Genomic DNA, 22,799 nt, shown 5'->3' with positions numbered 1-22,799 from the left:
GATAAAGCAATTGATAGTAGAACAAGGTTTAATGACGTGTTACTACTAATGCACTAAAAGCAGCAGCGATTATAACAAAAAATGCTAACAGTTTGAAAAGATGAGATTAAATTGCAGGGTTTAAAGTCATAAAATTCAATACCCTTGTTATCCATATAGGTCTTATAACTTCTATGGTTATGTAATAGTAGCCATATTTTTGTTAAAATGGCTGTTTTTCGCTTTTCAATAATAGACACTACTATGACTGACATTACCTCGCAATCTGACTTTTTCAGCTCAGTATCCAAAACTCCTGCACATACGCTTCAACAAGATCAAAATGCTGTCGTCTTACTATCAGGTGGGCTTGATTCGGTCACTTGTTTGTACTGGGCAAAGGCTCGCTATGCTTGCGTCACCGCGGTAAGCTTCAATTATGGTCAGCGCCATAATAGTGAACTTGTTGCAGCAAAAGCGATTGCTAAAACTGCGGCAGTGAATCACCGCATTATTGATATTGATATTGCCCAGCTTGGTGGTTCATCATTAACCGATCACAGTATGACGGTGCCTGATGGGGATGCGGATAAATTCCCTGATAAAAAGCACGATAAGATTGATAACGATGCCATTCCAAATACCTATGTACCTGCGCGTAACACCATATTCTTGTCTTATGCGTTGGCAGTTGCCGAAGTAACGGCTGCCAATCATATCGTTATTGGTGTCAGCTCAGTAGATTATTCTGGGTATCCTGACTGCCGTCCCGAGTACATCGCCGCTTTTGAACACATGGCAAACCTTGCGACCAAAGCTGGCGTTACAGGTCATCATTTAAGCATTCAAACACCTTTGCAAAGATTGTCTAAAGCACAAACCATTGAGCTTGGACTTACGCTTGGTGTTGAGTACGGACAGACCATTTCTTGTTATCAAGCAGATAAAGATGGGCTTGCTTGCGGTGTTTGTGACAGCTGTGCGCTACGTCGTCAAGGATTTATTCAAGCTGACGTTGCTGATCCTACGCATTACCAAGCACAGTACCAACGTCCTGAGTAAATTCAAACATTTGAGTTTGCTTGTGTATTTAAGTTTATGCTTGAATGTCTTCATCTAAACACTGCTTTATGCTCAAAGCACAGACCATAAACGTGACAAACATAAGCGTAACATTTGATTGCATCAACACAGCAAGTACACAGTGTTCATTGATAGCTATAATTGTTATGGTATGAATCCTTATACCCCTACTAGATATCGTTTACAAATAACAGCATAGCCGATAGATGAAAAGCTTTTTAACAATATCTGGCTATCAACAGTATTATCCATTTAGCGTTTGTTTTATCGGCGCTGTGTTTATTTATAAGAGAGTGTATATGAAGCTATTAAAAGTACTACCCCTAGCATTAATCGGTCTGGTCGCTATGCCGCAAGCAAATGCTACTGATATCAAGCAAAACAATATTAATCAGTGCGTTACTGGTGCGGTCAAATATAAAGTCGCTGACAAGAGTACTGCCACTAAACTGTGTAACTGTACCATCGATGTACGCAGTAAAATGACGATTGGTCAGATGTGGGAAATTGAAAGCTACGCAAAAGATAAAAAAGACCCATCAGGCCTACCTTACGTAAAAACAATGCAAAAAGATTTGCAGCAATGCACTAAAGGTCTGGACTTAAAACAACCCCAAAAGCCTGCTTAAGTTATTTTTTAAATGCGTGTATTAAGAAGACTGACAATCGTCAGTCTTTTTTTTGCTAGTAAATAAACAATATACAAAATTTATCAATCGCTATTATTAATTTAACTATAATGAGTCAACTGACATCGACTATATTTTGAATTCAATAAGATGAGGAAGTTAATATGGCAAAGCCAGCAACAGAAAGTATTACCCTACCAGATTTTCCAGTAGCGATCGTTCGCAATTTAGATGGTCACTTGATTGATGATAGCATCGGCTTAAAAGAGCTTGTAGAGCATACCGACAAAGGGCTGATTCTTTACTTTTATCCAAAAGACGATACACCTGGTTGTACTACGCAGGCCACAGAGTTTACAGAACATCTACCTGTCTTTGATAAGCTTGGCTATGATATCGTTGGCGTATCAAGAGACAGCGTTGAGTCTCATAAGAAGTTCATCACCAAGTACGATCTACAAATTCCACTTATTAGCGATAGTGATGAAAAACTCTGCCAGTACTTTGACGTTATTAAAGAAAAAAATATGTATGGAAAAATCACTATGGGCCTTGTGCGTTCAGTATTTGTATTTGATAAGGACGGGACACTGACCCACGCGCAGCGCAACCTAAGAGCAAAAGGTTATACTGAGCGTTTGTTAGAGACGCTAAGTGCGTAATCACTCCGATTGATATTGCTTGAAGAACAAGTAAATGTTTAAAAAGCCTTCTTAGATTTGATAAGGACCATCGGTATTTATCAGAGCTATGAAGGCTTCTTTGTTTTTAACAACAAAAGACTATTTTTTCATAAATCCTAAATCTGGATTGTTAAAGTTGTCACACTGTCAGTCGCGTTTAACTCTTTAATAGCTTCATAGAAGCTTGCCAGCGCATCATCCACTAATGACATCTGTTTGCCATGTTGACTTAGTAAACTTAATTGTATATCAAAGCTTTTCGTAATCATTACTTTATTATTAGCACTTGCTATGAAACTTTCTGACAAGACAGAAACTATATTTATCATTCTCAATCAATATTTTTGTAAAAACATTTATGTCATCTAAGAAAATAATGACACATTTTTGCAACAGCTTGCTACGTATGCATAGGTGCATAACGTTTAGATAAGCTTTAGTATTAAAGCCCACTATTTAAAAAAATAAATCGTCAAATATAGATATAAATAATCAACTAACTGAGGATAATATGAGCAAACTGTCTGGTAACACTGACAAGAATGTCACTCTTAAGGTAGAGGTAGCAGTAATTGGTGCTGGTACTGCAGGTCAGAACGCGTTTCGTCAAGCCAGTAAAACTATTGAAAACATTGTTATTATTAATGACGGGTTTTGGAGTACAACCTGTATCCAAGTTGGCTGTATGCCAAGTAAACTTTTAATTGCCGCAGCTGATCGTGCTCATGACGCCAATCATTCTGAGGACTTTGGCATTCATGCTACGACTCAGATAGATGGTAAACGAGTAATGGAACGTGTCCGTGATGAGCGTAGCCATTTTGCAAGCTATATTAAGAAGCAAGTAGATAGCTGGCCTGAAAACAAGAAGATATCAGGGCGCGCGCATATTAATAAACAGGGTTTGATTGAAGTTAATGATGAGTTGATAAAGGCCAATAAAATTATCGTGGCGACTGGCAGCTCTCCCTATATTCCAGATGACTGGTCTGACAATCTTGGTGACACTTTATTGACGTCTGATACCGTCTTTGAGCTGACAGACTTGCCCAAATCTATAGCCGTCATAGGTGCAGGTTCTATCGGATTAGAGCTTGCGCAAGCGTTTAAACGCTTAGGCGTAGAAGTCACTTTATTCAATCGTGCTAAACGCGTTGCTGGACTTAAAGATGATGACATCAACAATAAAGCAATCGTTTGTTTAAACCGCGAATTGACCATGCATTTGGGCAGTAAGATCAATAATGTAGGTACGCAAACTGTTGAAGGAGAAGATAAGACGTCCGCCTTTATTGAGTATGAAGACAGTGCAGGTAAGATGCAGCAATGGCAAGGTGAACGTGTACTAGTCGCGACTGGACGTCGTAATAATATTGAACAATTGGGTATTGAAAATTTAGATGTTGAGCTTGATGACAAAAACCGGCCAAAACAATTAGATAAGAAGACGGGTCAGATTGGTGATCTTGATGTTTATATTGTTGGTGATGCCAATGCTAATATTCCTCTATTACATGTTGCTAGTGATGAAGGATATAGTGCAGGTAATATAGTATGCGAAAATAAGGCAGACGCTTATATACGTCCGCCAGCTATTCCCTTTTCTATTGTGTTTTGTTCACCGCAGATTGTCAACGTCGGTATGTCACTACCTGAGATACAACAGGATCCAGAGTTAGAATATGTCATCGGCCGTGTCAGTTTTGACAACCAAGGACGTAGTCGTATTATGGGTGTTAACTGCGGCCTATTGCATATTTATGCTTGTAAAAAAACCGATAGAGTTTTAGGTGCCAGTATGGTTGGTCCAGATGCTGAGTACATTGGACATATATTGGCGACCGCTATTACCAATGATATAAGTGTCAAAGATTTACTCGACACCCCTTTTTATCATCCTACTATTTTAGAAGGTCTGCGTACTGCTCTGCGCGATGTCCAGCATAAAATGGAGATACCTTATCAATCTCAAGATGCACAGGAGTATAGCTTTTAGTTGTCTGCTCAGTTACACTTTCAAATAAGAGATATGCCTTGTGCCAATCACTATTTGGACTGTTGATTGGCACAAAGCTTGTAGTAATTTGAGACTTAACTTTGCATGGACAAGATAATGGCAATTGCTGGTATTACTGATTTTTTTGAAGAGATTATCCGTGACCTACATACCAGTTTATATCTTGCGCTTGGTGGCTCAGTAGAAGAAGATTCTTTTGATTGGTCCACTCAGATAGTAGAGTTGGTTAGTACTGGCATCAAAATCCTGATACTGCTTGCAGTGTTAGGGTTTTTTTATTGGCTGGCGATTTATATTATAAAGCACAATAAGACACGGTTTCGTCTTAATGAGCGACGTAGTAACATCGTACGCTCAGTACTGCGTTATATATGGGTTGTCGCTAGTCTAATCGCTATTATGAGTCAGATTAACTTTGAGCCAGGTACTGTTAAAGCCACAGCAAAAGCCAGTATTTGGGCAGGTATCTACTATATATTGTGGACGTCATCAGGACAGATCATTCATAAAGTACTGCAACACTATGGTCTTAATGCCTCTATCGAGCAGCTACTCAAAAATATTTTATCTGTACTAATATGGGTGCTTGGACTTGCCAGCGTCATGGCCCAATTTGGCTTCGATATTGTATCTTTGGTAGCTGGTCTTGGTATCGTTGGCTTAGCAGTCGGCTTTGCAGCACAATCAACACTCGCCAACTTCATCGCTGGTATCACAATCTTGCTCGAACAATCGTTTCAGGTGGGCGACTGGATTCACATTAATGAAAACGAAGGTCGTGTGGTACTTATTGCCTTACGCACCACCCATATTTTGACGCGAGACAACATCACCGTTATCATCCCAAACTCTAACGTGGCCTCCTCTGAGGTGATCAACCTGACCTCTAAGAACTTTATACGTTTTGATCTTCGGATGCGTATCGCCTTCGAAGATGATATCGATACAGCTCGCAAAGAGATTTTACAAGTATTGACTGACACCGATGTCGTGTTAAGTCGCCCTGAGGCCTCAGCCACAGTCGATGAAATTGGTGAATATGGCGTATTCTTTATTGTGCGCTTTTGGGTGAAGCCTGCAGCCGTAGCACGTATGCCAAAAATTAAAGAAAACCTACAAGAAGATATCAAACGCGCTTTCGATGCTGCCAATATCTCAACGCCCTACCCGCATATGCGGTTGCTCATGCCAAAAGATGTCGACTACCCTATCGCTACCAAACCTTTTGCAACCACAACGCAAGTCATTGCAGAACCAGAAATAAAAACAGAACCGCTACCCTTAACCAAAAATGAGAAATAAAACAGTCGAGACGCGTTAGATATTGGGTATTGGTGCATATCATTAGTTAGCACACTCAAACACTTAGTATCGACTATATTGCTTAATACCAACCACTTTAAACCATCCTATCCTGAAATATGGTAAAATCGCGGGTTAAACATCGTAATTTATGATGCGCCTCATTTATCCATTTAGCCCACAGGTATCCGTATGTCCGAAACAGCCGCGCCCCTCTCTTCCACAGTATCTCCACCAGCGTTGTCGCTTGATCTTATCATCACCTGTGCCGATGGACTTGAGGTGCCCCTACAGATTGAGCTGACAAGTTTTGGTATTGCAAGTGACATCAAAAGTACGGGCCGTCTGGCAGTGACTGGTACTTTGCATGATCTATATACGATTTGCTTGTGGTCTCGTGTGGCTTCACGAGTACTAATGCTTATCAAACGTAAAAACATCAATACAGATTATGATGTGGCAGAACAGCTCTATGGCTTGGCAAAATCGGTCAACTGGACTGAACAGTTTAGCTTGGAGCAAACGTTTGCGATTCGCCTGTCTGTTGACAAGCGTGTTGCTGTCAGTCAACAGTTTGCGATGCTGCGTATCAAAGATGCGATTGCCGATACTTTTAATGAAGTTTATGACAGCCGTCCTAATGTCGATAGTAAAAATCCAGACTTTTCTGTATTTGCGACCGTCAATGATAAACAAGCTGAGCTGTATCTAGACTTATCAGGTACCAGTTTGCATCGCCGTGGTTACCGTGTGGCGATGACCGAAGCCCCATTAAAAGAAAACCTAGCAGCTGCCCTACTCTATAGTGCTGGTTGGCATAAGAAAAACGACGCTGGTAACGCACCTTTTTACAATGCTCTCATCGACCCTATGTGCGGCTCTGGTACGTTTATTATCGAAGCGCTTCTTATGCATTGTGATTATGCAGTCGGTATCGATAAAGCGGCCAATCAATTTGGTTTTTATGAATGGCAACATCATGATGATGCACTGTGGCAGCAAATGATTGATGATGCGCAGACACGTTTTCGCGACGCTTTAGCGATTGCTCATGAGCAGCCAGATACCCTGCCTCTTATACTAGGTTACGATGCAGATAGCGGTGCGACTCTAGCGACAGAGAAGAACCTGATTGCAGCAGGTTTGCAAGATTTGCTACCGCTACTGGATATAGAAACCCGCGCTCTTGACCAATTGAGCGGTGTGTTAAAACCACTGGTCGATGATGGTCGATTGAGCAACCCTTTAATCATCACCAACCCACCTTATGGTGAGCGTTTGGGTGATGAAGAGATGATAAAACCGTTATACCATGCGTTAGGACTCATCTTGCAAGATAGCTTTGCTGGTAGCGGAATTGACCCAATGCTTGGTATTTTGGCCGCTAATGTCGAACAAGTTGATATCTTGCCGATTAAAGCGCCTAAAACATTACGTTGTCATAATGGTGCTATCACCGTTTATTTCCGTTACGGAACACTCATCGCTGGGCAAACGGGCAACCTTGTTAGTCGCTTTGAAAAGCGTGAGATTGACGTAGAAGATGGTCAGGACTTCATCAACCGTCTGCAAAAAAATCTTGCTAAGCTTAAAAAACTGGCCAAAAAAGACAACGTCAGTAATATCCGTGTCTACGATGCTGATTTGCCTGATTTTAAAGTCGCAATTGATCTATATGGCGATTATGCGCATGTGCAAGAATATGCACCGCCCAAAACCATCCCGCCGGAAACTGCCAAAAAACGCTTTAATTTGGCATTGATGGGTATTCGTGAGGTATTTGATATCAACCGCGAGCAAGTCTTTATCAAAACCCGTGCACGTCAATCTGGCAATGATCAATATAGTAAGCAAGGCGACACTGAAAAACGTGGTAAGTTTTATGTCGCTCGTGAAGATGGTGCATATTTTTATGTCAACTTTACTGATTATCTCGATACTGGTCTATTCATTGACCATCGTAATATGCGCGCACGCATCAAGAGCAATAGTCGCGGTAAATCGGTATTAAACTTATTTGCTTATACTTGTACAGCGAGTGTGCACGCAGCCCTTGCTGGCGCGAAAAAAGTCACTAGCGTTGACTTGTCACAGAACTATCTAGACTGGGGCAAACAAAACTTTGTACTCAATGGTCTGGATGTTAGTCGTAACAAATATCAATTCGTTGCGGCTGATATCTTTGAGTGGATTAAGGACAATACTGAGCAATTTGATATTATCTTTATCGATCCACCGACCTTTTCAAACTCAAAAAAGTTTCAGGGTACTTTTGATGTACAGCGTGATCATGCTGCCCTTATCAACCGTGCTATGAATCGTTTGACTTCGGATGGCGTGTTGTATTTTTCAAACAACTTTACTCGCTTTGAATTAGATGAACAGCTGAGCGAGCGCTACGCTATCATTGATATTACCTCAAAGACTATTGGCTTTGATTTTAATATCAAAAAACCCATCCATCAAAGTTTTGAGATTCGTCATCGCTAGAGTTTAGATGTACTAAAGTTCACTGTAGTATTTAAATATTATCATTTGTAGTTCACCTTGTCATAAACACAACAATGACCTAATCTGCTTTGATTGGGTCATTTTTTGTTGTTATGATAGAACGTTATTACGTGTTGGTTTTGCACCATTTCTGATGCAATATTATTCTTCCTTGTATCGTCTCAACATCAACACGATTTTAATAAAACGTTGAACTTACTCTAATAATAAGGACTATCAAATGGCTTTATCACTTAATAAAGGCGGTAACTTATCGCTAACGAAAACCGATCCAAATTTATCCAAACTGCTTATCGGTCTTGGTTGGGACGAGCGCGCGACGTCTGGCGCAGAATTCGATCTTGATGCTAGTGTGTTTTTGTTAAGTACGGCTGGCAAAGTACGCGGTGATCATGACTTTATCTTTTATAATCAACTCAAGTCCGACAATGGCGCGGTTGAGCATACGGGTGACAACCGTACTGGCGAAGGTGACGGTGATGATGAAGTCATCAAAGTAAATTTGACCCAAGTACCTGCTGATGTCGATAAAGTTGTCGTTACCGTTACTATTCATGATGCTGCTGCTCGTAGTCAAAACTTTGGTCAAGTAGCCAACGCCTTCATCCGCGTCGTCAATGAAGAGACAGGTACTGAGGTCGTTCGCTTTGACTTAGCAGAAGACTACTCTGTTGAGACGGCCATGGTATTTGGCGAAGTGTATCGTCACAACGGCGAGTGGAAATTCCGTGCTGTCGGACAGGGCTACTCAGGTGGATTGCAAGCCATGTGTCAGCAGTATGGTGTGGATATTTAGAGTTGTCCTAAAATCAGTACTTATACTGCTATTAGAATAACTATCACATCCAAAACCTAAAGTATAGGTTGCTCTATTAATAGTAGTGAGTATAGCTACAAAACAGTCACTATTATTGGTAGCCAAACGACTGATAATGCTTTATGTTTCGATTAAAATTATGCATAAAAAGTGGTTAGCAATAGCCACTTTTTTGTGGTTTGTGTCTATAATAGGCCGACCTTAGCTTTACGCAACCAGACAGGATGTGTCATGAGACATTTTTATTTAGACTTTATCTTTACAGCCATTGCCTTAGCGGTAGCGGCGTGGTGGGGATATTCACATGGCGGTATGGGTGGCATGATAGCTACCTTATCTATTACTGCTATTTTGGCCGTCATGGAGATTTCATTATCGTTTGATAATGCGGTGGTCAACGCCTCAGTCCTCAAAGGCTGGGATGAATTTTGGAAAAAAATCTTCTTAACCGTTGGTATTTTAATTGCCGTATTTGGTATGCGCTTGGTCTTCCCTATCGTCATTGTCGCGGTTACCGCTGACCTTGGTATGATGGAAGTGATCAACCTAGCCTTATACAACCCAGAAGAGTACTCTGCCAGACTGATGGCGCACCATGCTGAAATCTCAGCGTTTGGTGGTATTTTCTTACTACTGGTTTTCTTAAACTTTATATTTGACGAAAAAGAAGTCCTATGGTTCCACTGGCTTGAAAGCCGTTTGGCAAAACTGGGTAAAGTTGATGCTATGAGTGTCTTTGTCGCACTTATTATCTTGATGATAGCGGTATCATGGGCTAGTACAGAGCAAGCTTCTGCTGTATTAATCGCTGGCGTTTGGGGTATTCTAGTTTATCTTGGTGTCCAAGTGGTATCTGGTATGCTCGAGGGCGATCTTGAAGAAGGTTTAGAACACGAAGATGGTATGTCGGGCGGGGAAGCGACCAGTGCCATTATGAAAGGCGGTATTATTGGTTTCTTATACTTAGAAGTCCTTGATGCCTCGTTCAGTTTTGATGGTGTCATTGGTGCTTTTGCTATTACCAACGACGTTATCGTTATTATGCTAGGTCTTGCTATTGGTGCGATGTTTGTGCGTTCTATGACCATTTTCCTAGTGGACAAAGGCACACTTGATGAGTTCGTTTATCTTGAACATGGCGCACACTATGCTATCGGTGCGCTAGCGATTATTATGTTGTTATCAGTGAAGCTTCATGTGCCAGAGCTGATTACTGGTCTTATCGGTATCGCCTTTATCGGCTGGGCGTTACTTTCTTCACTCAAATATCGTAAGCAAGCAGCAATTGAATAGGTCTCGATAACTCTAAGCTTAATGCTTAAATTGTTCTGAGCCGTTACACGACAGGTCATCGCCACTATCGGTTATGACCTGTTTTTATGTCCGTTTTTAGAGCGTGTTAGACATTTACGTATACACAACTTATTTTTTTACGCTCTACTTCCCTGCCAGCATCTTCTGCAACTTTGCCAATATCACACCATATAATGGTAAGAAAATAAATACACCCATTACGATCTTAAATAAGTAGTCCATCGCGCCAATCTCAACCCAGTGCGACGCCATAAAAGGGTCAGGACTTTTATAAAAGGCAATGGCAAAAAAGCACAAGCTATCGACCAGATTACCAATAAACGTCGATGCTAAGGGCGCAATCCACCAGACGCTAAGACGGCGTAATCTATTAAATACCTGAATATCTAAAAGCTGTCCGACGACATAAGCGCTAAAGCTTGCAAGAACAATGCGAAAAACAAACAGATTAAAATCCAGCAGGTGTTCATGACCAATAAACTGACCATTTGAAAATACTACTGAAAAATAATAAGAAATCAATAGCGCAGGCAGCATAGCAAAGAAGATAATGCGTCTAGCGAGATTTTGACCAAAGATACGCACGGTCAAATCAGTAACCAAAAATATAAAAGGAAAGGTAACAGCGCCCCAGGTGGTGATAAAGCCAAACAGCTCAACAGGTAATTGCACCAAGTAGTTACTACTTGCGATGATAAAGATATGTAAGCTGACTAGCCAAAATAAAGCACGGCTATGGCGAATGGGTTCAATTGGGGTTGTCAAAACAGTACTGATAGTCATAAAGCGGCCTTTTTTTACACCAGGGTAGAGGGAACCTGAGCGCGCTATTATAAATCATAATCAAATAAATAGCCAAAATGAGCGTAATATTGCAATAAAACCATTTTTTTATAAATAGAAATGTATATGTCATATAGTCACACAAAATTCGCCTTGCTTAGTAGGCAAACGCTTAGTATAGTAAAACGTAATGACATGCAGGACGTGACATACAGGTAGATATTTTTGATATTTACGTTGATTGTTAGACGACTGCACGATTTTTATTTCATTTTTTTGATTCTTTAATCCACTTAATTATTAATCTAAAGGATATTTATATGGCTATTAGCTTAACAAAAGGCGGCAACGTAAACTTATCAAAAGAAGCGCCAGGCTTAACCAATATCACCGTTGGTCTTGGCTGGGATCCACGCGCAACTGACGGTCAAGAGTTTGATTTAGATGCTATTGGCTTTTTGGTCAACGAAGCAGGCAAAGTACGTAATGATCAGGACTTTATCTTTTTTAACAACCTAAAGTCGGATAATGGTGCTGTTGAGCATACTGGTGATAACCGTACTGGTGAGGGCGACGGCGATGATGAACAAATCAAAATCAACCTTGCAAGCATTCCAGCTGACGTCAGCAAAGTAGCTATTTGCGCCATCATTTATGAAGGTCAAAACCGCAATCAAAACTTCGGTCAAGTTGGTGAAGCTTATATTCGTGTCGTTAACGACACTGGCCAATCTGAAATCGCACGTTATGACTTATCAGAAGATGGTAGCACCGAAACTGCAATGATTTTTGGGGAGTTATACCGCCATAACGGTGATTGGAAATTCCGCGCAGTTGGTCAAGGCTTTAGCGGTGGTCTAGGACCATTAGCTGCCTCTTATGGTGTCAATGTTTAATCATTGATTTTAACCATTTATGAGTAAACGTAGTCAATCAGATGTCTGATTGTATTTCCCCCTAAGCCATCAAGTGTATTGACCACATTTGATGGCTTTAAATATAGATGATTACGTAAAATATTTGAATATAATTGCTTAGTAAGATGTTTATAATCAATATAGAATTAGAAGGATTTTTCATTCATGACTGCTACGTTTAGCTTAATCGGAACTATCGAACCATTTTTGCATTGTAACCTTAAAAAAGGCGATTCGATTTATTGCGAAGCCAATGCCATGGTAATGATGGAGTCCAATCTTGAGCTAAAAGGTAAAATGCAAGGTGGATTGATGCAATCGTTAATGCGCCGCTTTGCTAATGATGAATCACTGTTTCAACAACAGATAGAAGCGGTCAATGGTGAAGGTGACTGCCTACTTGCGCCAACACTGGATGGCGATATGCAGATACTGGACGTCGGTACTCAGCAGTATACTCTGAGTGATGGCGCCTTTGTCGCCGCACAGACAGGGGTCGATATCAGAGCAAATATTCAGCGTAACCTCGGCGGTGCGGTGTTTGGTGATACGGGCGGCTTTATGGTCATGCAGACCCAAGGTAAAGGTCAAGTCGTTGTCTCTGGCTTTGGCTCCTTGTTTGAGATTGATGTGACGCCAGACAAAGATGTCATTATCGATAATGGGCATGTAGTCTGCTGGGACTCAAACCTTGATTACAAGCTGTCGGTCTCAACCAGTAAGAAAAAAGGTATTATGAGTAATATCATCAATTCAGTCACTAGTGGTGAAGGTATGGTGCTAAACTTTTCAGGCACTGGTAAGATCATTATTTGTTCACGTAATCGAGACAGTTATCAGGGCTGGCTACAAAGTATCTTAGGTAGCAGTTCGGGTGGTCGCGGCGGCAATGGTGGTTTTTTAGATAACATCTTATAAGCAAACTTTATAAGCAAAATGAATGGCTAACTACAGTAATCAACATTTAAATATTCCACTTACAATTACTAAAATACTATCGACAAAAATGCGAGTAGCAAGGAAAATAAGTGTCCGTACTATGCATCGTAGAACTACGCATCATAGACTAAGCAAGTTTGACGCAGCTAATCATAATTTTTGAGAGGGTATAAGGATCTCATCATGGCAGTTAGTTTACAAAAGGGTCAAAAAATATCCTTAAGCAAAGAAGCTGGCGGCAACCTTACCCAAGTCAAGCTAGGTCTTGGCTGGGATGTCGCACAAGGACCCCAAGACAAAAAAGGTGGCTTCTTAGGTAAGTTATTTGGTGGCGGCACTGGCGGCGACTCAATCGATTTGGATGCCTCATGCATTATGTTTGATAACAACAAACAGCCTGTCGATGCCATATGGTTCAGTCAGCTTAAGTCAAAAGATGGCAGTATTGTTCATACTGGTGATAACCGCACAGGCGACGGCGACGGTGATGACGAAGTGATCAACGTCGATCTTGCAAAAGTTCCTACTAAGGTAGTATCACTGGTTTTTACTGTCAATAGCTTTACTGGACAGACATTTGAGACAGTAGAAAATGCCTTTTGCCGTATCGTCAACGCTGACAACAACTCAGAAGTGGCACGTTATAACTTGTCTGCACAAGGCAGTCATACAGCGATGATTATGGCAAAAGTGTATCGCCATAATAATGAATGGAAGATGCACGCTATTGGTGAAACTGCTTCTGGTCGTACCTTTCATGATTTGATGCCTGCTATCACGCCACATGCATAATAGGTTTAAGCACAGTCTGCTATAATTGTATTGTGATTATAAAAAAACAGCCCGTATGCTATGCATAGACGGGCTGTTTTTTATTTAAATATCGGGGCTAAATATTACTTACGCCCGCGCTTCCAACTAAAGCCCCAATTAAAAGCTTTGTCCATTTCTTGATGACCTTTAAAATATTGATTGATGCGTTCAACGTTAATACTGCCTTGCTGGTTTACCAAACGCGCAATAGCACACATTGGTAGATTACCAGCGCCTTCGGTTAAGCGAGTTTCAATCGGTGGTTGTTCTGGCACATGTATCGTCGCCACCCCATCCGTCTGCGCCCAGTTTGGTGCGCCCTCATAGATAAAGGCAAAAATAAACACCTCTTCGATTTGTGCCCATTGCTGACCATTAATATCGAGCCACTCGCCACCACTTACCTGTCCAGTTCTGTCGTCAGCACGCAACAATACATAAGGCGCTGATTGCAAACTACCAAAACGATTGCCTAGTGCTTGAATCAGTGTTTTTTCGCCATTTTTCAGATGAATCATCGCACCGACATCAAGATCAATACCGCCTTTACCATGCTGCTTAAATAGATCGCCTAGTAAGCCTTTTTTGGGCGCTGCCTTATCCGTATTTGGGCGCTGATTCCAATCCAAATTAACTGATATTTTACCAAAGTCATCGCGTTTTTTGAGGTTAATGCTGGACTGGTTTTTGGTTAAGGTAATTTTACTTAAATTGATTGCAGGACTGGTCTGAATCGGCGGCGGTATGCTTGCTTGACTTGCACTACCCGCTTTTTGGGTGTTGATAGGTCTTTGGGTATTGATAGATTGTGATTGACTCTGTGGTTGATTTTGTGACTGGTTCTGAACTGGCGCTTCATCTGCAATCTCAACACCGAAATGCTCGGATAATGGTTTTAGTCCACCTTCAAAACCTTGAGCAATAAAGCGAAATTTCCAGCTACCTTGCCTGCGATAGCATTCTGCCAGAATGATGGCTTTTTCATTACGTCCAGCGCTACTAAGCTGGCAAGTCATCAGTACCTGACTGCCTTGCAATACTTGAATGTCGACATCACCCAGTTGCGCCAGCGTCTGCCCACTAGAAAATGCTAAGGCTATTTTTTCGATGCTTGCAGGCTGCGCAGGCAAATTGATATCAAAAAACCCATCACTGTCATGACCTCGAAAGCTGACGCTATTATCATCACTACTTTTTTGACCATAAAACACCATATCGCCATCACCGCGGACTTTGCCGCTGTTTGTCAGACGATAAGCGGCACAATCAATCGCATTTTGACTCAAAATTCTAATACTAATATTGTCATTTGGTAATGGCGCATTGGCACCTGCAACTAGGGTTTGACTCATGATTTATCCTTTATATGGTTATACAGTTGAGATATTTTTAGCCTTATTATCGTCTTATAGTAGCATGGATATGACTCAATTTTTAGCAGCTGCTGAATGAGAATACGCTTGTTATGGTTAAGCTTGAAATCTACTACATCAGCTGTCGTGCATTACTTGCATAATGATTTATAATTTGCCACATTTGTATATAATGACTGTGAACATAGTACGCCAAACCAAACGACGTTGAGAGATTTATGGACAACCAAGACAATGAATATCAGTATGATTTAAGCGCGGCTTGGCTTGCTGAAGGACAATCAAGCCAGCGCGATATGTTATCTAGCTTACAAACCCTAAAAACTCGTTCTAACACCCCATTTGATGTGATTGCCTCACATCGACATCATCGTCCTGAGATTTTTGAATTTGCTGATTTGACTTATCAAGAGCCTACTGGCGTGTTAATAGATGACGATCAAGACTCAGCCTTAAAACCTGACATGCCGCGTTGGCAATTTGTATTAGAGCATGCAAAACAACACAACGTAAAGGTGCTTTTGACTGGTCGTAATGGAATTGACTACGAAGTGCAGCGTAAAGCATTTGACACAGCAGGTATTCGTTTATTAACGGGTGCAACCAGCGTAGAGGCACTAGCGTCAATTGAAGATAAATTTGCGTTTATGCAGCAGTGTCATACGCATGATATCCCCGTGGCAGACGCTTGGCGCTTTGACACTACTGATGAGCTTGAAGCGTTACTGGCTAAACATGGTCATCAACCACTATGTGTAAAACCGGTTACTGGTATTTTTGCTCAAGGATTTTGGCGATTAGATACTGGCAAAGCAGCTAACGAACAATATGATAGTTTTGAGCATCTGTATTTTACAGACAGTAAGAAAATCAATATTGAACAGTTTGTGAATGCCTATACAAACAGTCAGATGGTGCATGAGCGTCCTATTCCTATGTTACTGATGCCTTACTTATCAGGGCAGGAATATTCTATCGATGTGGTCTGTGAATATGGCGAAGTCTTAGCCGCAATCACTCGCCATAAAACAGGGAAAATCCAGCATATCGGCTACGAGCAGTCAGTCATGGACGTCGTTATGCCATTGATTAAAACTTTTGGTTGTGATGGTATTGTTAGTGTACAGACCAAGGCGGATGATAATGGTCAGCACCGTGTCCTTGAGATTAACAGTCGCCCATCAGGTGGTATTAGCTATACGGCTCATAGCGGTGTAGATTTAACCCAAGTAGGGTTTGCCTATTGGTTAGGACTAACAGCTAAGCCAAAATTAGCTGACATCATCGAGCAGATTACCCCCTGTCAGGTGCGCTCAATTACGACGAGTGTGAAAGTTTAGAATGAGTTAAGACATCTAGTATTACTCGAAAATATTGGGTTCGGCGAGAAACTGCTTCCGCATCAAGATTGTATTCCATAAAATCTACTATGAAAAGACGTCAACACAGTACGGCAGAGGTGAGAATAAAGACAATGATTCAGATCATATAGTCAGTTGAAAATAAAACTGTCATAAGTTCAAACGTGATACTGGGATAAATTTTCCTTGCTTGCTGCGTTCTTAGAGACTGCGCAAAATTCATCCCAGTATCGCTGCAACACGTTTAAGTTAAACCTACTATATAAGAACAATGTAAAAAATCCTAAGCCTATAACGTCAATTTAAGTAGTCTTTTATTTAACGCGGCAACCTTAAAACAGTTTCACTTATAACCCTTTTACCGTATAGCTAAAGCTGGCTTAAGTATTCAGGCACAAAAAAAGGTTTCTAGATATAAATCTAAAAACCTTTTTTATGGTTTAACTATAAGAGTGTTATTAGCTTGTTATTATTCGCCAAACACTAGTGTCGCTTTTTTAGGTGCGTTATAAGAGGCAGCAGCCCATAGTAAGCTTAATACAATGACTGAGCTAATAAAGATAGTCAGTGATGAGGTGAATGCACCTGAATTGGTATAGCCCATAGACATCATATCGCCTGTATGGGTCATTTCCATCGCAGCCATACCTGTATAATGCATACCGCAAACCGCGATTCCCATAATGAACGCGCTACCAAAACGTTGTAAGTTACCGCGTAAGTTAAACGCCAACCATAGTGCAGCGGTAGCAGCTACGATAGCAATAATAATTGAAGCGATTAGAAGTGTTGTATTATACGACATGGTCGCTTCCATCTGCATTGATGCCATACCAGTATAGTGCATGGCTGCAACACCAAGACCCGCTAGTGTGCCACCGCCTAATAACTTAGCAATACTTGGTGTACCGCGACCTACAATAACGATTCCAATTGCAACGAACACAAACGCAAGTATCATAGAAGCAATCGTCATACCTACATCATAAGTCACTGGCATCTGCATATCGACTGCCATCATACCGATATAATGCATTGACCAGATGGCACCACCAATAGCGATGGCAGATAAAGCTACCCAAAAATACAGATCTGCGCCTGGCTTTGCAGCTGGAACACGAATAGCAAGGTTTAAACCAACATAAGAGCCAAATACTGCAATCGCGTATGAGACAAACACCAAAAGCATGTCATATTGAACTTCAATCATTTTTTTATCCTTCATATGTAATAAAAGTTGAGCATAAGACCATGCTGGTTTGGTTGAACCGAGGTGCTTAATACATCTACTATTTTTGTTTATAGCGGCTAAACTAACTATGAGCGACTATTTTATCTAATGTTAAACTCACAAGTATTGTTACCTCCAGCTCCACAGCTGGTCTCCTCAACACTTGCTTTACCTACTGCAGGATTGGCCGTTAAAAAGCCTTCTATGTAACCTACTACAAAGTCACAACTTGAATGACTGCTAGTTGACGAACCACAAAACGGACATCTAATTAAACTAATCATGTTTTCATTAGCTTTAACTTTAGCAAAACTTTTCAACGCTGGAACAAGCTCTCGACTGATGGCAACAGATTTTTTTAACGGACTCCCAAGCGCATAATCGCGTTGATAGATACCACCGCCAACCTTACGGCCTAGTTCGTGTAACGCAGTCGCACGCTTATTGTCTGCTAAACTGTCAGCGTATTGGTTGACCACATTAACTATATTGGGATATTGAGCACCGATAGTCGCCAAAACATCTTTTTCATCCATCGCTTTTTTGGTTGGTGCTTCAGTTTCTTCGTCAGAGATTTCTAAATTGAAGAGCGTACAGCCTGCGATAGAGGATAAGTCGTCGACCAGATCAGCTTGTGTTTTTGATCCTTGACTTCTAGCGACCACATGAATAATATTTCCACCGTTTTCTGATGGTTCTTGTTTTTGCGATACTAGTTGATAACCTGCTTTAATAAGAGGCGAGATTACGTTAACTAGGCGAATGCGTTCAGATGACGTTTCTAATGCACAAGAAAATTTCAAAGACCACTCCTTTTTTTGTAAATATAGCTAGACTTTTTAGTACCAAGCTATTTAGACAAAGTTCATAGTCAAAATAAATGGCATATACGGTTTATAGTAGCATTATATATTTGGTTTATAATTTTTATAAAAATTGCAGTATTTTTTTATAAAAATTATAATTATATCTAGCCAAAACCTTCGGTTTTATAAGTTATAATATATAGTCATTCCATAGTTTCTTTAGTCTAACCTTATGAATTCTATCTACATAAACGTAGGCATCAAACTAGTTTTAAAGATATAGAATTACTGATTTAACAAAGTGAGTATCAGCTATAAATATTAGCTTACAGATTAAATTGTTATATATTCTCTCTACTAATATTTATTTTCAAATTAATAAAGATAGTAGTTATGTTTTTATTAATTTGAAAAATATTCTTTTATCTTTTCTTAATATTACTAAAAAATCTAGCATCTGTTCTATGGAATGGTTTTTCAATATTATTACTGAAGGAATAAACACTAGCAAGCTTTAGCACAATATCATCCGATAAAGGGATGTTTCTTCCGATAAATGACATTCGACTAATAAAGAAGCCAAAATTAAATAAAAACTAATGCCTATTTTATTTAAATTCGTTAATCCGAATAAACGTAATAGGCATTTAGTTTACTAATATACTTATATTTATTTTACTTCTGCTGTTATTGTAAAAAGTATAAAACTTGCGCGTTATAATGACATTTTAGTTATCATATGCCCCAATCGTCGCTCTACAAAATTGAAAATTTAAAGGAACATCAATGTCATCTCAGCAGCAGCATACAACCATCGCCCTACCTCGCGGTACACTAAGTTTGACCTACCAAACTAAAGGTGTGACAAGTGATAATGACTTAGAGCAAAACGACCATTATCAGTTAGAAGATTTACTTGGATTTGCGCAGCGTATCAATCCAAAGCGTGCATTTTTGTTTGTATCAAAAGTCTTGGGGCGTCATATTCCAGTTGCGCCTACTACCATGCGCCAAGCGTTTACTGATTTGGCAAACTCAATTCCTAGTGACTTGCCTGAGCCAATTTTAGTCATTGGGATGGCAGAAACTGCCGTTGGTTTATCTGCTGGTGTTCATCAAGCGCTACAAACGCGCTATCCAAATGCCTTTCTGCTAAACTCTACTCGTCATGCACAGCATGCAGACGGTGACGAAAACGCCCTCTTAACCACCTTTAGCGAAGATCATAGTCATGCCAGTCAGCATCTGATCTATAAAAGCGCTGATAAAGCCATACAAGCACAGCTACTTGCCAGCAGAACACTTGTCATGGTTGATGACGAAGCGTCGACAGGCAATACTTGCATTAATGTGGTGACAGCTTTACGCAACTCAGGACTCTCAAAGCTAGAACAAGTACATCTCACCACGTTGGTTGATTGGTCCCTAAATCAGACCCAGACTGCAACTGACGCAGACGAGCCAGTCTCTGATCAGGTATCAGCATGTCTACCTAATATTGACTTCCAACGTCATCATTTGCTGTCAGGTACTTGGCAATGGACAGATACTCCTAACCCTAGAGCAATTATCATGCCACCGGTTGACACTACTGATGCCGGTAGTCAGCCTTTAGGAAACACTGGTAATTGGGGACGCTTCCCGACCCTCGATAGTACAGATGGGTTCGCTGACTATCTATTAAAGTTTCAAAAGGCATTCACTCACTTTAGTGGTCATTTACAGTTTGAACAAAAACAGTTGCCTGAGCGGATTTTGGTTTTGGGCAGTAATGAATTTGTTTGGTTGCCGTTTTTATTGGCGGAATGGCTTGAAAAAGAGACACAAATACAAGGCTCTGAAACAGTACCAGCCGTCAAATTTAGTGCATTAACACGCTCACCCATTGCGCCTGGTGGTGCGATTAGTACAATGATGAGCTTTAACGATAATTATGGGCTTGGTATGACCAACTTTGTCTATAACGTTGAGCCAAAAGATTGGGACTTGATTGTACTGTGTGTGGAGACACCTGCTGATAGTGTCGATGGAATGTGGCAAAGTTTGGATAATGTGTTGGTGGTGAGTCCTACGTTTTAGACTACTCTCCAAGTTGTGCTCTGACTAGGTTATGTTCTGATTTTCACACTCATCATTTACGGACACTTTTATGACTATCCCGTTTTTTAAGACCAACCCTGACATCATCAAACCTTATACACTTATGGATTTGGACGATACGCTGTTTCAAACTCAGCGTAAAATTGATGCGTGGGGTTTACCCACTTCTGAAACCGAACACTTAGTATGCGCCGCGGTCAACAAACAAGACGCATCATTGAGCTTTATGAGTCAGCGCCAAGCTAATTTCTTTAACTGGCTACTTGTGAGCACTGACTTAATAGTCGTCACTGCACGCGACCGCTATGAGATTAAACGCGTTAAATTGCCTTTTAACAGCTGGCAAGTCTTAACTCACGGAGCGATTATTTTAACTTCTGATGGTGAGCTATTAAGCACGTGGCAGCAGCATATGTATAACGAGCTTGTACCCTTACAAGATAAACTGCACCAATTAAGCCAAGTATTTGCAAACCATAGTAAAAACGATGACAGTCAGCTAGTATTTACACCGCATATCGACAGTTTTAGTAATGGGTCTGTTAATGAAGAGCTGACCATTTATCTAGCGATTAAACATGCACAAAAGGACCATCAAGCATTGGTAGAGTTGGCCAAGAAGCTGCCTACATTGATACGTGATTTTGAGCAAGATTTTTATGTCCACGTAAATGCTAACAATCTTGCCATACTGCCGCATGCAGTGCATAAGCGTCATGCCGTACAGTTTTTACTAGACCATCATTTAGACAGTCAACGACCAAGTTTTGGTTTTGGTGATAGCTTAGCCGATTTGCCGTTTTTACAGCTATTAGATTGGTACGGTATGCCCAATCATGGTCAGCTGCACGACAATATCAGTTCTCAGTAATTATAATAACAATAGCTTATACGAGAAAAAACCTTCTATGACCCACCCCAATATTCAACAACTAAAAAAATACAGCTCAGGCAGCTATCTTGCCAGTGATGTGACGGTACTGCTTGATATCGTCGATAAAGAGACGGTGGCCGATGTGCCAGTCAGTCAAAAAGAAGCCCTTATTCAAAGTGGTCAGCGTCATTATTCAGACATGCTAACCCTAGAGCAAGCACCGACCGCCATGCATGAGCAGCTATACGCGCAAGCCCTAGCTCAAGGCACAAATAGATGCGCGACTGATATTGCTCATTTGGCCCATACGCTACATCATACTTTTCAGCACACTATTCATGATGAGTGTCCGTTAGTACTGGTCAGCTTGGTACGAGCAGGTTTGCCAGTTGGGGTATTGTTGCAGCGAGCCTTAGCCGATGCCAATAGCAGCTATGCTTTGTCCAGTGTGCATTATGGCGTCAGCATCATTCGTGATCGCGGTCTTGACTCAGTCGCACTGCAGATGATATTGGAGGCTTATCCAAACAGTCCCATCGTATTTGTCGATGGCTGGACGGGTAAAGGCGCCATTTACCAAGAGTTGGCGCACAGTTTAGAAGCCTTTAGTAACCCCAACCATCCATATTTTGCCAGTATTTATCATCAAGGTAAGGGCACCATTCCTTTATTAACACTGGCTGATCCAGCAGGAGTCGCTTGGCTGGCAGCCAGTACTGATGACTGGCTAATCCCATCAGGATTACTTAATAGTACCGTATCGGGGCTGATCTCTCGTAGTTTGTATACCGAGCCGCAATCAGGGCTACATCGCAGCGTGTTTTATGATAATTTGGTAGAGGCAGACCATAGCCTAAAATTTATCGAGCAAATCGATAACGCGCGACGAGCACTGACGATAGCAGAGCAATGTTTGCCGACGTTTACGCAGCCCCGATATCAGACCGCCGAGCTGATAGATAAAATCGCAGCGGACTATGACATTGCCAACCGTAATCGCATTAAGCCAACGATTGCAGAGGCGACAAGAGCGATATTACGCCGCGACCCTGAGCGTATCTTGTTAGCAACTGCTGAGCACCCTGACACGGTGCTATTACGTCATTTATGTAGCGAGCGTAATATTGCTATCAGTGTTTTAGGTGCTAAAATACTGCCTTATCAAGCCATCACTCTTATTAAGCAGCGCGGCAAAGACGATTAGCGCCTTGTAATCTTCTACTCTTTGTCACCTTTTATACTTTCTCATTTATCCTTATTTACGATG

General features: G+C 41.0%; 19 protein-coding genes. 15 read left to right on the top strand and 4 right to left on the bottom strand.

Features of this window, described 5'->3' with window-relative positions:
• The first annotated feature begins 243 nt into the window (after positions 1 to 243).
• From queC to ACTXGH_RS02375, 8 genes are all read left to right on the top strand, one after another.
• The gene (gene queC / locus ACTXGH_RS02410) at positions 244 to 1,041 is read left to right on the top strand and encodes a 7-cyano-7-deazaguanine synthase QueC (protein ID WP_439295859.1); all 798 of its coding nucleotides are present in this window, start codon (positions 244 to 246) and stop codon (positions 1,039 to 1,041) included.
• Positions 1,042 to 1,361: 320 nt separating this feature from the next.
• Positions 1,362 to 1,691, top strand: a complete 330-nt coding sequence (locus ACTXGH_RS02405) for a hypothetical protein (protein ID WP_299216741.1) — start codon at positions 1,362 to 1,364, stop codon at positions 1,689 to 1,691.
• 164 nt (positions 1,692 to 1,855) lie between these two features.
• Complete coding sequence (locus ACTXGH_RS02400; protein ID WP_439260534.1) at positions 1,856 to 2,353, top strand: peroxiredoxin; 498 nt, start codon at positions 1,856 to 1,858, stop codon at positions 2,351 to 2,353.
• A 532-nt stretch (positions 2,354 to 2,885) separates the two neighbouring features.
• Positions 2,886 to 4,370: a dihydrolipoyl dehydrogenase gene (locus ACTXGH_RS02395; RefSeq protein WP_439295860.1), complete on the top strand. Its 1,485-nt coding sequence runs from the start codon at positions 2,886 to 2,888 to the stop codon at positions 4,368 to 4,370.
• Positions 4,371 to 4,487: 117 nt separating this feature from the next.
• Positions 4,488 to 5,693, top strand: a complete 1,206-nt coding sequence (locus tag ACTXGH_RS02390; RefSeq protein WP_439295861.1) for a mechanosensitive ion channel family protein — start codon at positions 4,488 to 4,490, stop codon at positions 5,691 to 5,693.
• A 192-nt stretch (positions 5,694 to 5,885) separates the two neighbouring features.
• On the top strand, positions 5,886 to 8,183 hold the full coding sequence (gene rlmKL / locus ACTXGH_RS02385) for a bifunctional 23S rRNA (guanine(2069)-N(7))-methyltransferase RlmK/23S rRNA (guanine(2445)-N(2))-methyltransferase RlmL (RefSeq protein WP_439260529.1): 2,298 nt from the start codon (positions 5,886 to 5,888) through the stop codon (positions 8,181 to 8,183).
• A 241-nt stretch (positions 8,184 to 8,424) separates the two neighbouring features.
• Positions 8,425 to 9,000: a TerD family protein gene (locus ACTXGH_RS02380; protein ID WP_439260528.1), complete on the top strand. Its 576-nt coding sequence runs from the start codon at positions 8,425 to 8,427 to the stop codon at positions 8,998 to 9,000.
• Between the two features lie 252 nt (positions 9,001 to 9,252).
• On the top strand, positions 9,253 to 10,314 hold the full coding sequence (locus ACTXGH_RS02375) for a DUF475 domain-containing protein (protein WP_439260527.1): 1,062 nt from the start codon (positions 9,253 to 9,255) through the stop codon (positions 10,312 to 10,314).
• A gap of 144 nt (positions 10,315 to 10,458) precedes the next feature.
• Here ACTXGH_RS02375 and ACTXGH_RS02370 read toward each other — a convergent pair whose 3' ends face one another.
• Complete coding sequence (locus tag ACTXGH_RS02370; protein WP_439260526.1) at positions 10,459 to 11,118, bottom strand: 7-cyano-7-deazaguanine/7-aminomethyl-7-deazaguanine transporter; 660 nt, start codon at positions 11,116 to 11,118, stop codon at positions 10,459 to 10,461.
• Positions 11,119 to 11,438: 320 nt separating this feature from the next.
• Here ACTXGH_RS02370 and ACTXGH_RS02365 point away from each other — a divergent pair, with 320 nt between their 5' ends.
• The 3 genes from ACTXGH_RS02365 to ACTXGH_RS02355 all read left to right on the top strand — a co-directional run bounded on the left by ACTXGH_RS02365 (position 11,439) and on the right by ACTXGH_RS02355 (position 13,766).
• Positions 11,439 to 12,014, top strand: a complete 576-nt coding sequence (locus tag ACTXGH_RS02365) for a TerD family protein (RefSeq protein ID WP_439295862.1) — start codon at positions 11,439 to 11,441, stop codon at positions 12,012 to 12,014.
• A 186-nt stretch (positions 12,015 to 12,200) separates the two neighbouring features.
• The gene (locus ACTXGH_RS02360) at positions 12,201 to 12,953 is read left to right on the top strand and encodes a TIGR00266 family protein (protein WP_299186313.1); all 753 of its coding nucleotides are present in this window, start codon (positions 12,201 to 12,203) and stop codon (positions 12,951 to 12,953) included.
• 204 nt (positions 12,954 to 13,157) lie between these two features.
• Positions 13,158 to 13,766 (top strand): TerD family protein, encoded by a 609-nt coding sequence (locus ACTXGH_RS02355; protein WP_439295863.1) that lies wholly within the window; start codon positions 13,158 to 13,160, stop codon positions 13,764 to 13,766.
• A gap of 104 nt (positions 13,767 to 13,870) precedes the next feature.
• Here the strand turns inward: ACTXGH_RS02355 and ACTXGH_RS02350 are convergent, their stop codons facing one another.
• The gene (locus ACTXGH_RS02350) at positions 13,871 to 15,139 is read right to left on the bottom strand and encodes a TerD family protein (RefSeq protein WP_439295864.1); all 1,269 of its coding nucleotides are present in this window, start codon (positions 15,137 to 15,139) and stop codon (positions 13,871 to 13,873) included.
• Between the two features lie 239 nt (positions 15,140 to 15,378).
• On the opposite strand from ACTXGH_RS02350, the gene ACTXGH_RS02345 reads away from it, so the two are divergent.
• Complete coding sequence (locus tag ACTXGH_RS02345) at positions 15,379 to 16,500, top strand: ATP-grasp domain-containing protein (RefSeq protein ID WP_439295865.1); 1,122 nt, start codon at positions 15,379 to 15,381, stop codon at positions 16,498 to 16,500.
• Between the two features lie 490 nt (positions 16,501 to 16,990).
• On the opposite strand, the gene ACTXGH_RS02340 is transcribed toward ACTXGH_RS02345, so the two are convergent.
• Positions 16,991 to 17,731 (bottom strand): MHYT domain-containing protein, encoded by a 741-nt coding sequence (locus ACTXGH_RS02340; protein ID WP_439260519.1) that lies wholly within the window; start codon positions 17,729 to 17,731, stop codon positions 16,991 to 16,993.
• Between the two features lie 122 nt (positions 17,732 to 17,853).
• Positions 17,854 to 18,555 (bottom strand): hypothetical protein, encoded by a 702-nt coding sequence (locus tag ACTXGH_RS02335; RefSeq protein ID WP_439260518.1) that lies wholly within the window; start codon positions 18,553 to 18,555, stop codon positions 17,854 to 17,856.
• Between the two features lie 789 nt (positions 18,556 to 19,344).
• On the opposite strand from ACTXGH_RS02335, the gene ACTXGH_RS02330 reads away from it, so the two are divergent.
• The 3 genes from ACTXGH_RS02330 (at position 19,345) to ACTXGH_RS02320 (ending at position 22,736) form a co-directional block, all read left to right on the top strand.
• Positions 19,345 to 20,637 carry a phosphoribosyltransferase domain-containing protein gene (locus tag ACTXGH_RS02330; RefSeq protein WP_439295866.1) on the top strand — a complete coding sequence of 431 codons (1,293 nt, stop codon included), beginning with the start codon at positions 19,345 to 19,347 and terminating at the stop codon, positions 20,635 to 20,637.
• Between the two features lie 70 nt (positions 20,638 to 20,707).
• Positions 20,708 to 21,529, top strand: a complete 822-nt coding sequence (locus ACTXGH_RS02325) for an HAD hydrolase family protein (protein ID WP_439295867.1) — start codon at positions 20,708 to 20,710, stop codon at positions 21,527 to 21,529.
• A 37-nt stretch (positions 21,530 to 21,566) separates the two neighbouring features.
• A complete protein-coding gene (locus ACTXGH_RS02320; protein WP_439295868.1) occupies positions 21,567 to 22,736 on the top strand; it encodes a cysteine protease StiP domain-containing protein in 1,170 nt (389 codons plus the stop codon).
• Positions 22,737 to 22,799: the final 63 nt, after the last annotated feature.

Source organism: Psychrobacter sp. 1Y10, from assembly GCF_052259005.1.
Taxonomy (GTDB): Bacteria; Pseudomonadota; Gammaproteobacteria; order Pseudomonadales; family Moraxellaceae; genus Psychrobacter; species Psychrobacter saeujeotis.
The sequence above is the reverse complement of the archived record's forward strand: the minus strand, read 5'-3'. Positions and strand labels throughout refer to the sequence as shown.

What these genes read in the sequence shown, in the direction of transcription:
- queC (WP_439295859.1), top strand. Translation starts at nt 244, where the DNA reads ATGACTGACATTACCTCGCAATCTGACTTTTTCAGCTCAGTATCCAAA.
- ACTXGH_RS02405 (WP_299216741.1), top strand. Translation starts at nt 1,362, where the DNA reads ATGAAGCTATTAAAAGTACTACCCCTAGCATTAATCGGTCTGGTCGCT.
- ACTXGH_RS02400 (WP_439260534.1), top strand. Translation starts at nt 1,856, where the DNA reads ATGGCAAAGCCAGCAACAGAAAGTATTACCCTACCAGATTTTCCAGTA.
- ACTXGH_RS02395 (WP_439295860.1), top strand. Translation starts at nt 2,886, where the DNA reads ATGAGCAAACTGTCTGGTAACACTGACAAGAATGTCACTCTTAAGGTA.
- ACTXGH_RS02390 (WP_439295861.1), top strand. Translation starts at nt 4,488, where the DNA reads ATGGCAATTGCTGGTATTACTGATTTTTTTGAAGAGATTATCCGTGAC.
- rlmKL (WP_439260529.1), top strand. Translation starts at nt 5,886, where the DNA reads ATGTCCGAAACAGCCGCGCCCCTCTCTTCCACAGTATCTCCACCAGCG.
- ACTXGH_RS02380 (WP_439260528.1), top strand. Translation starts at nt 8,425, where the DNA reads ATGGCTTTATCACTTAATAAAGGCGGTAACTTATCGCTAACGAAAACC.
- ACTXGH_RS02375 (WP_439260527.1), top strand. Translation starts at nt 9,253, where the DNA reads ATGAGACATTTTTATTTAGACTTTATCTTTACAGCCATTGCCTTAGCG.
- ACTXGH_RS02370 (WP_439260526.1), bottom strand. Translation starts at nt 11,118, where the DNA reads ATGACTATCAGTACTGTTTTGACAACCCCAATTGAACCCATTCGCCAT.
- ACTXGH_RS02365 (WP_439295862.1), top strand. Translation starts at nt 11,439, where the DNA reads ATGGCTATTAGCTTAACAAAAGGCGGCAACGTAAACTTATCAAAAGAA.
- ACTXGH_RS02360 (WP_299186313.1), top strand. Translation starts at nt 12,201, where the DNA reads ATGACTGCTACGTTTAGCTTAATCGGAACTATCGAACCATTTTTGCAT.
- ACTXGH_RS02355 (WP_439295863.1), top strand. Translation starts at nt 13,158, where the DNA reads ATGGCAGTTAGTTTACAAAAGGGTCAAAAAATATCCTTAAGCAAAGAA.
- ACTXGH_RS02350 (WP_439295864.1), bottom strand. Translation starts at nt 15,139, where the DNA reads ATGAGTCAAACCCTAGTTGCAGGTGCCAATGCGCCATTACCAAATGAC.
- ACTXGH_RS02345 (WP_439295865.1), top strand. Translation starts at nt 15,379, where the DNA reads ATGGACAACCAAGACAATGAATATCAGTATGATTTAAGCGCGGCTTGG.
- ACTXGH_RS02340 (WP_439260519.1), bottom strand. Translation starts at nt 17,731, where the DNA reads ATGATTGAAGTTCAATATGACATGCTTTTGGTGTTTGTCTCATACGCG.
- ACTXGH_RS02330 (WP_439295866.1), top strand. Translation starts at nt 19,345, where the DNA reads ATGTCATCTCAGCAGCAGCATACAACCATCGCCCTACCTCGCGGTACA.
- ACTXGH_RS02325 (WP_439295867.1), top strand. Translation starts at nt 20,708, where the DNA reads ATGACTATCCCGTTTTTTAAGACCAACCCTGACATCATCAAACCTTAT.
- ACTXGH_RS02320 (WP_439295868.1), top strand. Translation starts at nt 21,567, where the DNA reads ATGACCCACCCCAATATTCAACAACTAAAAAAATACAGCTCAGGCAGC.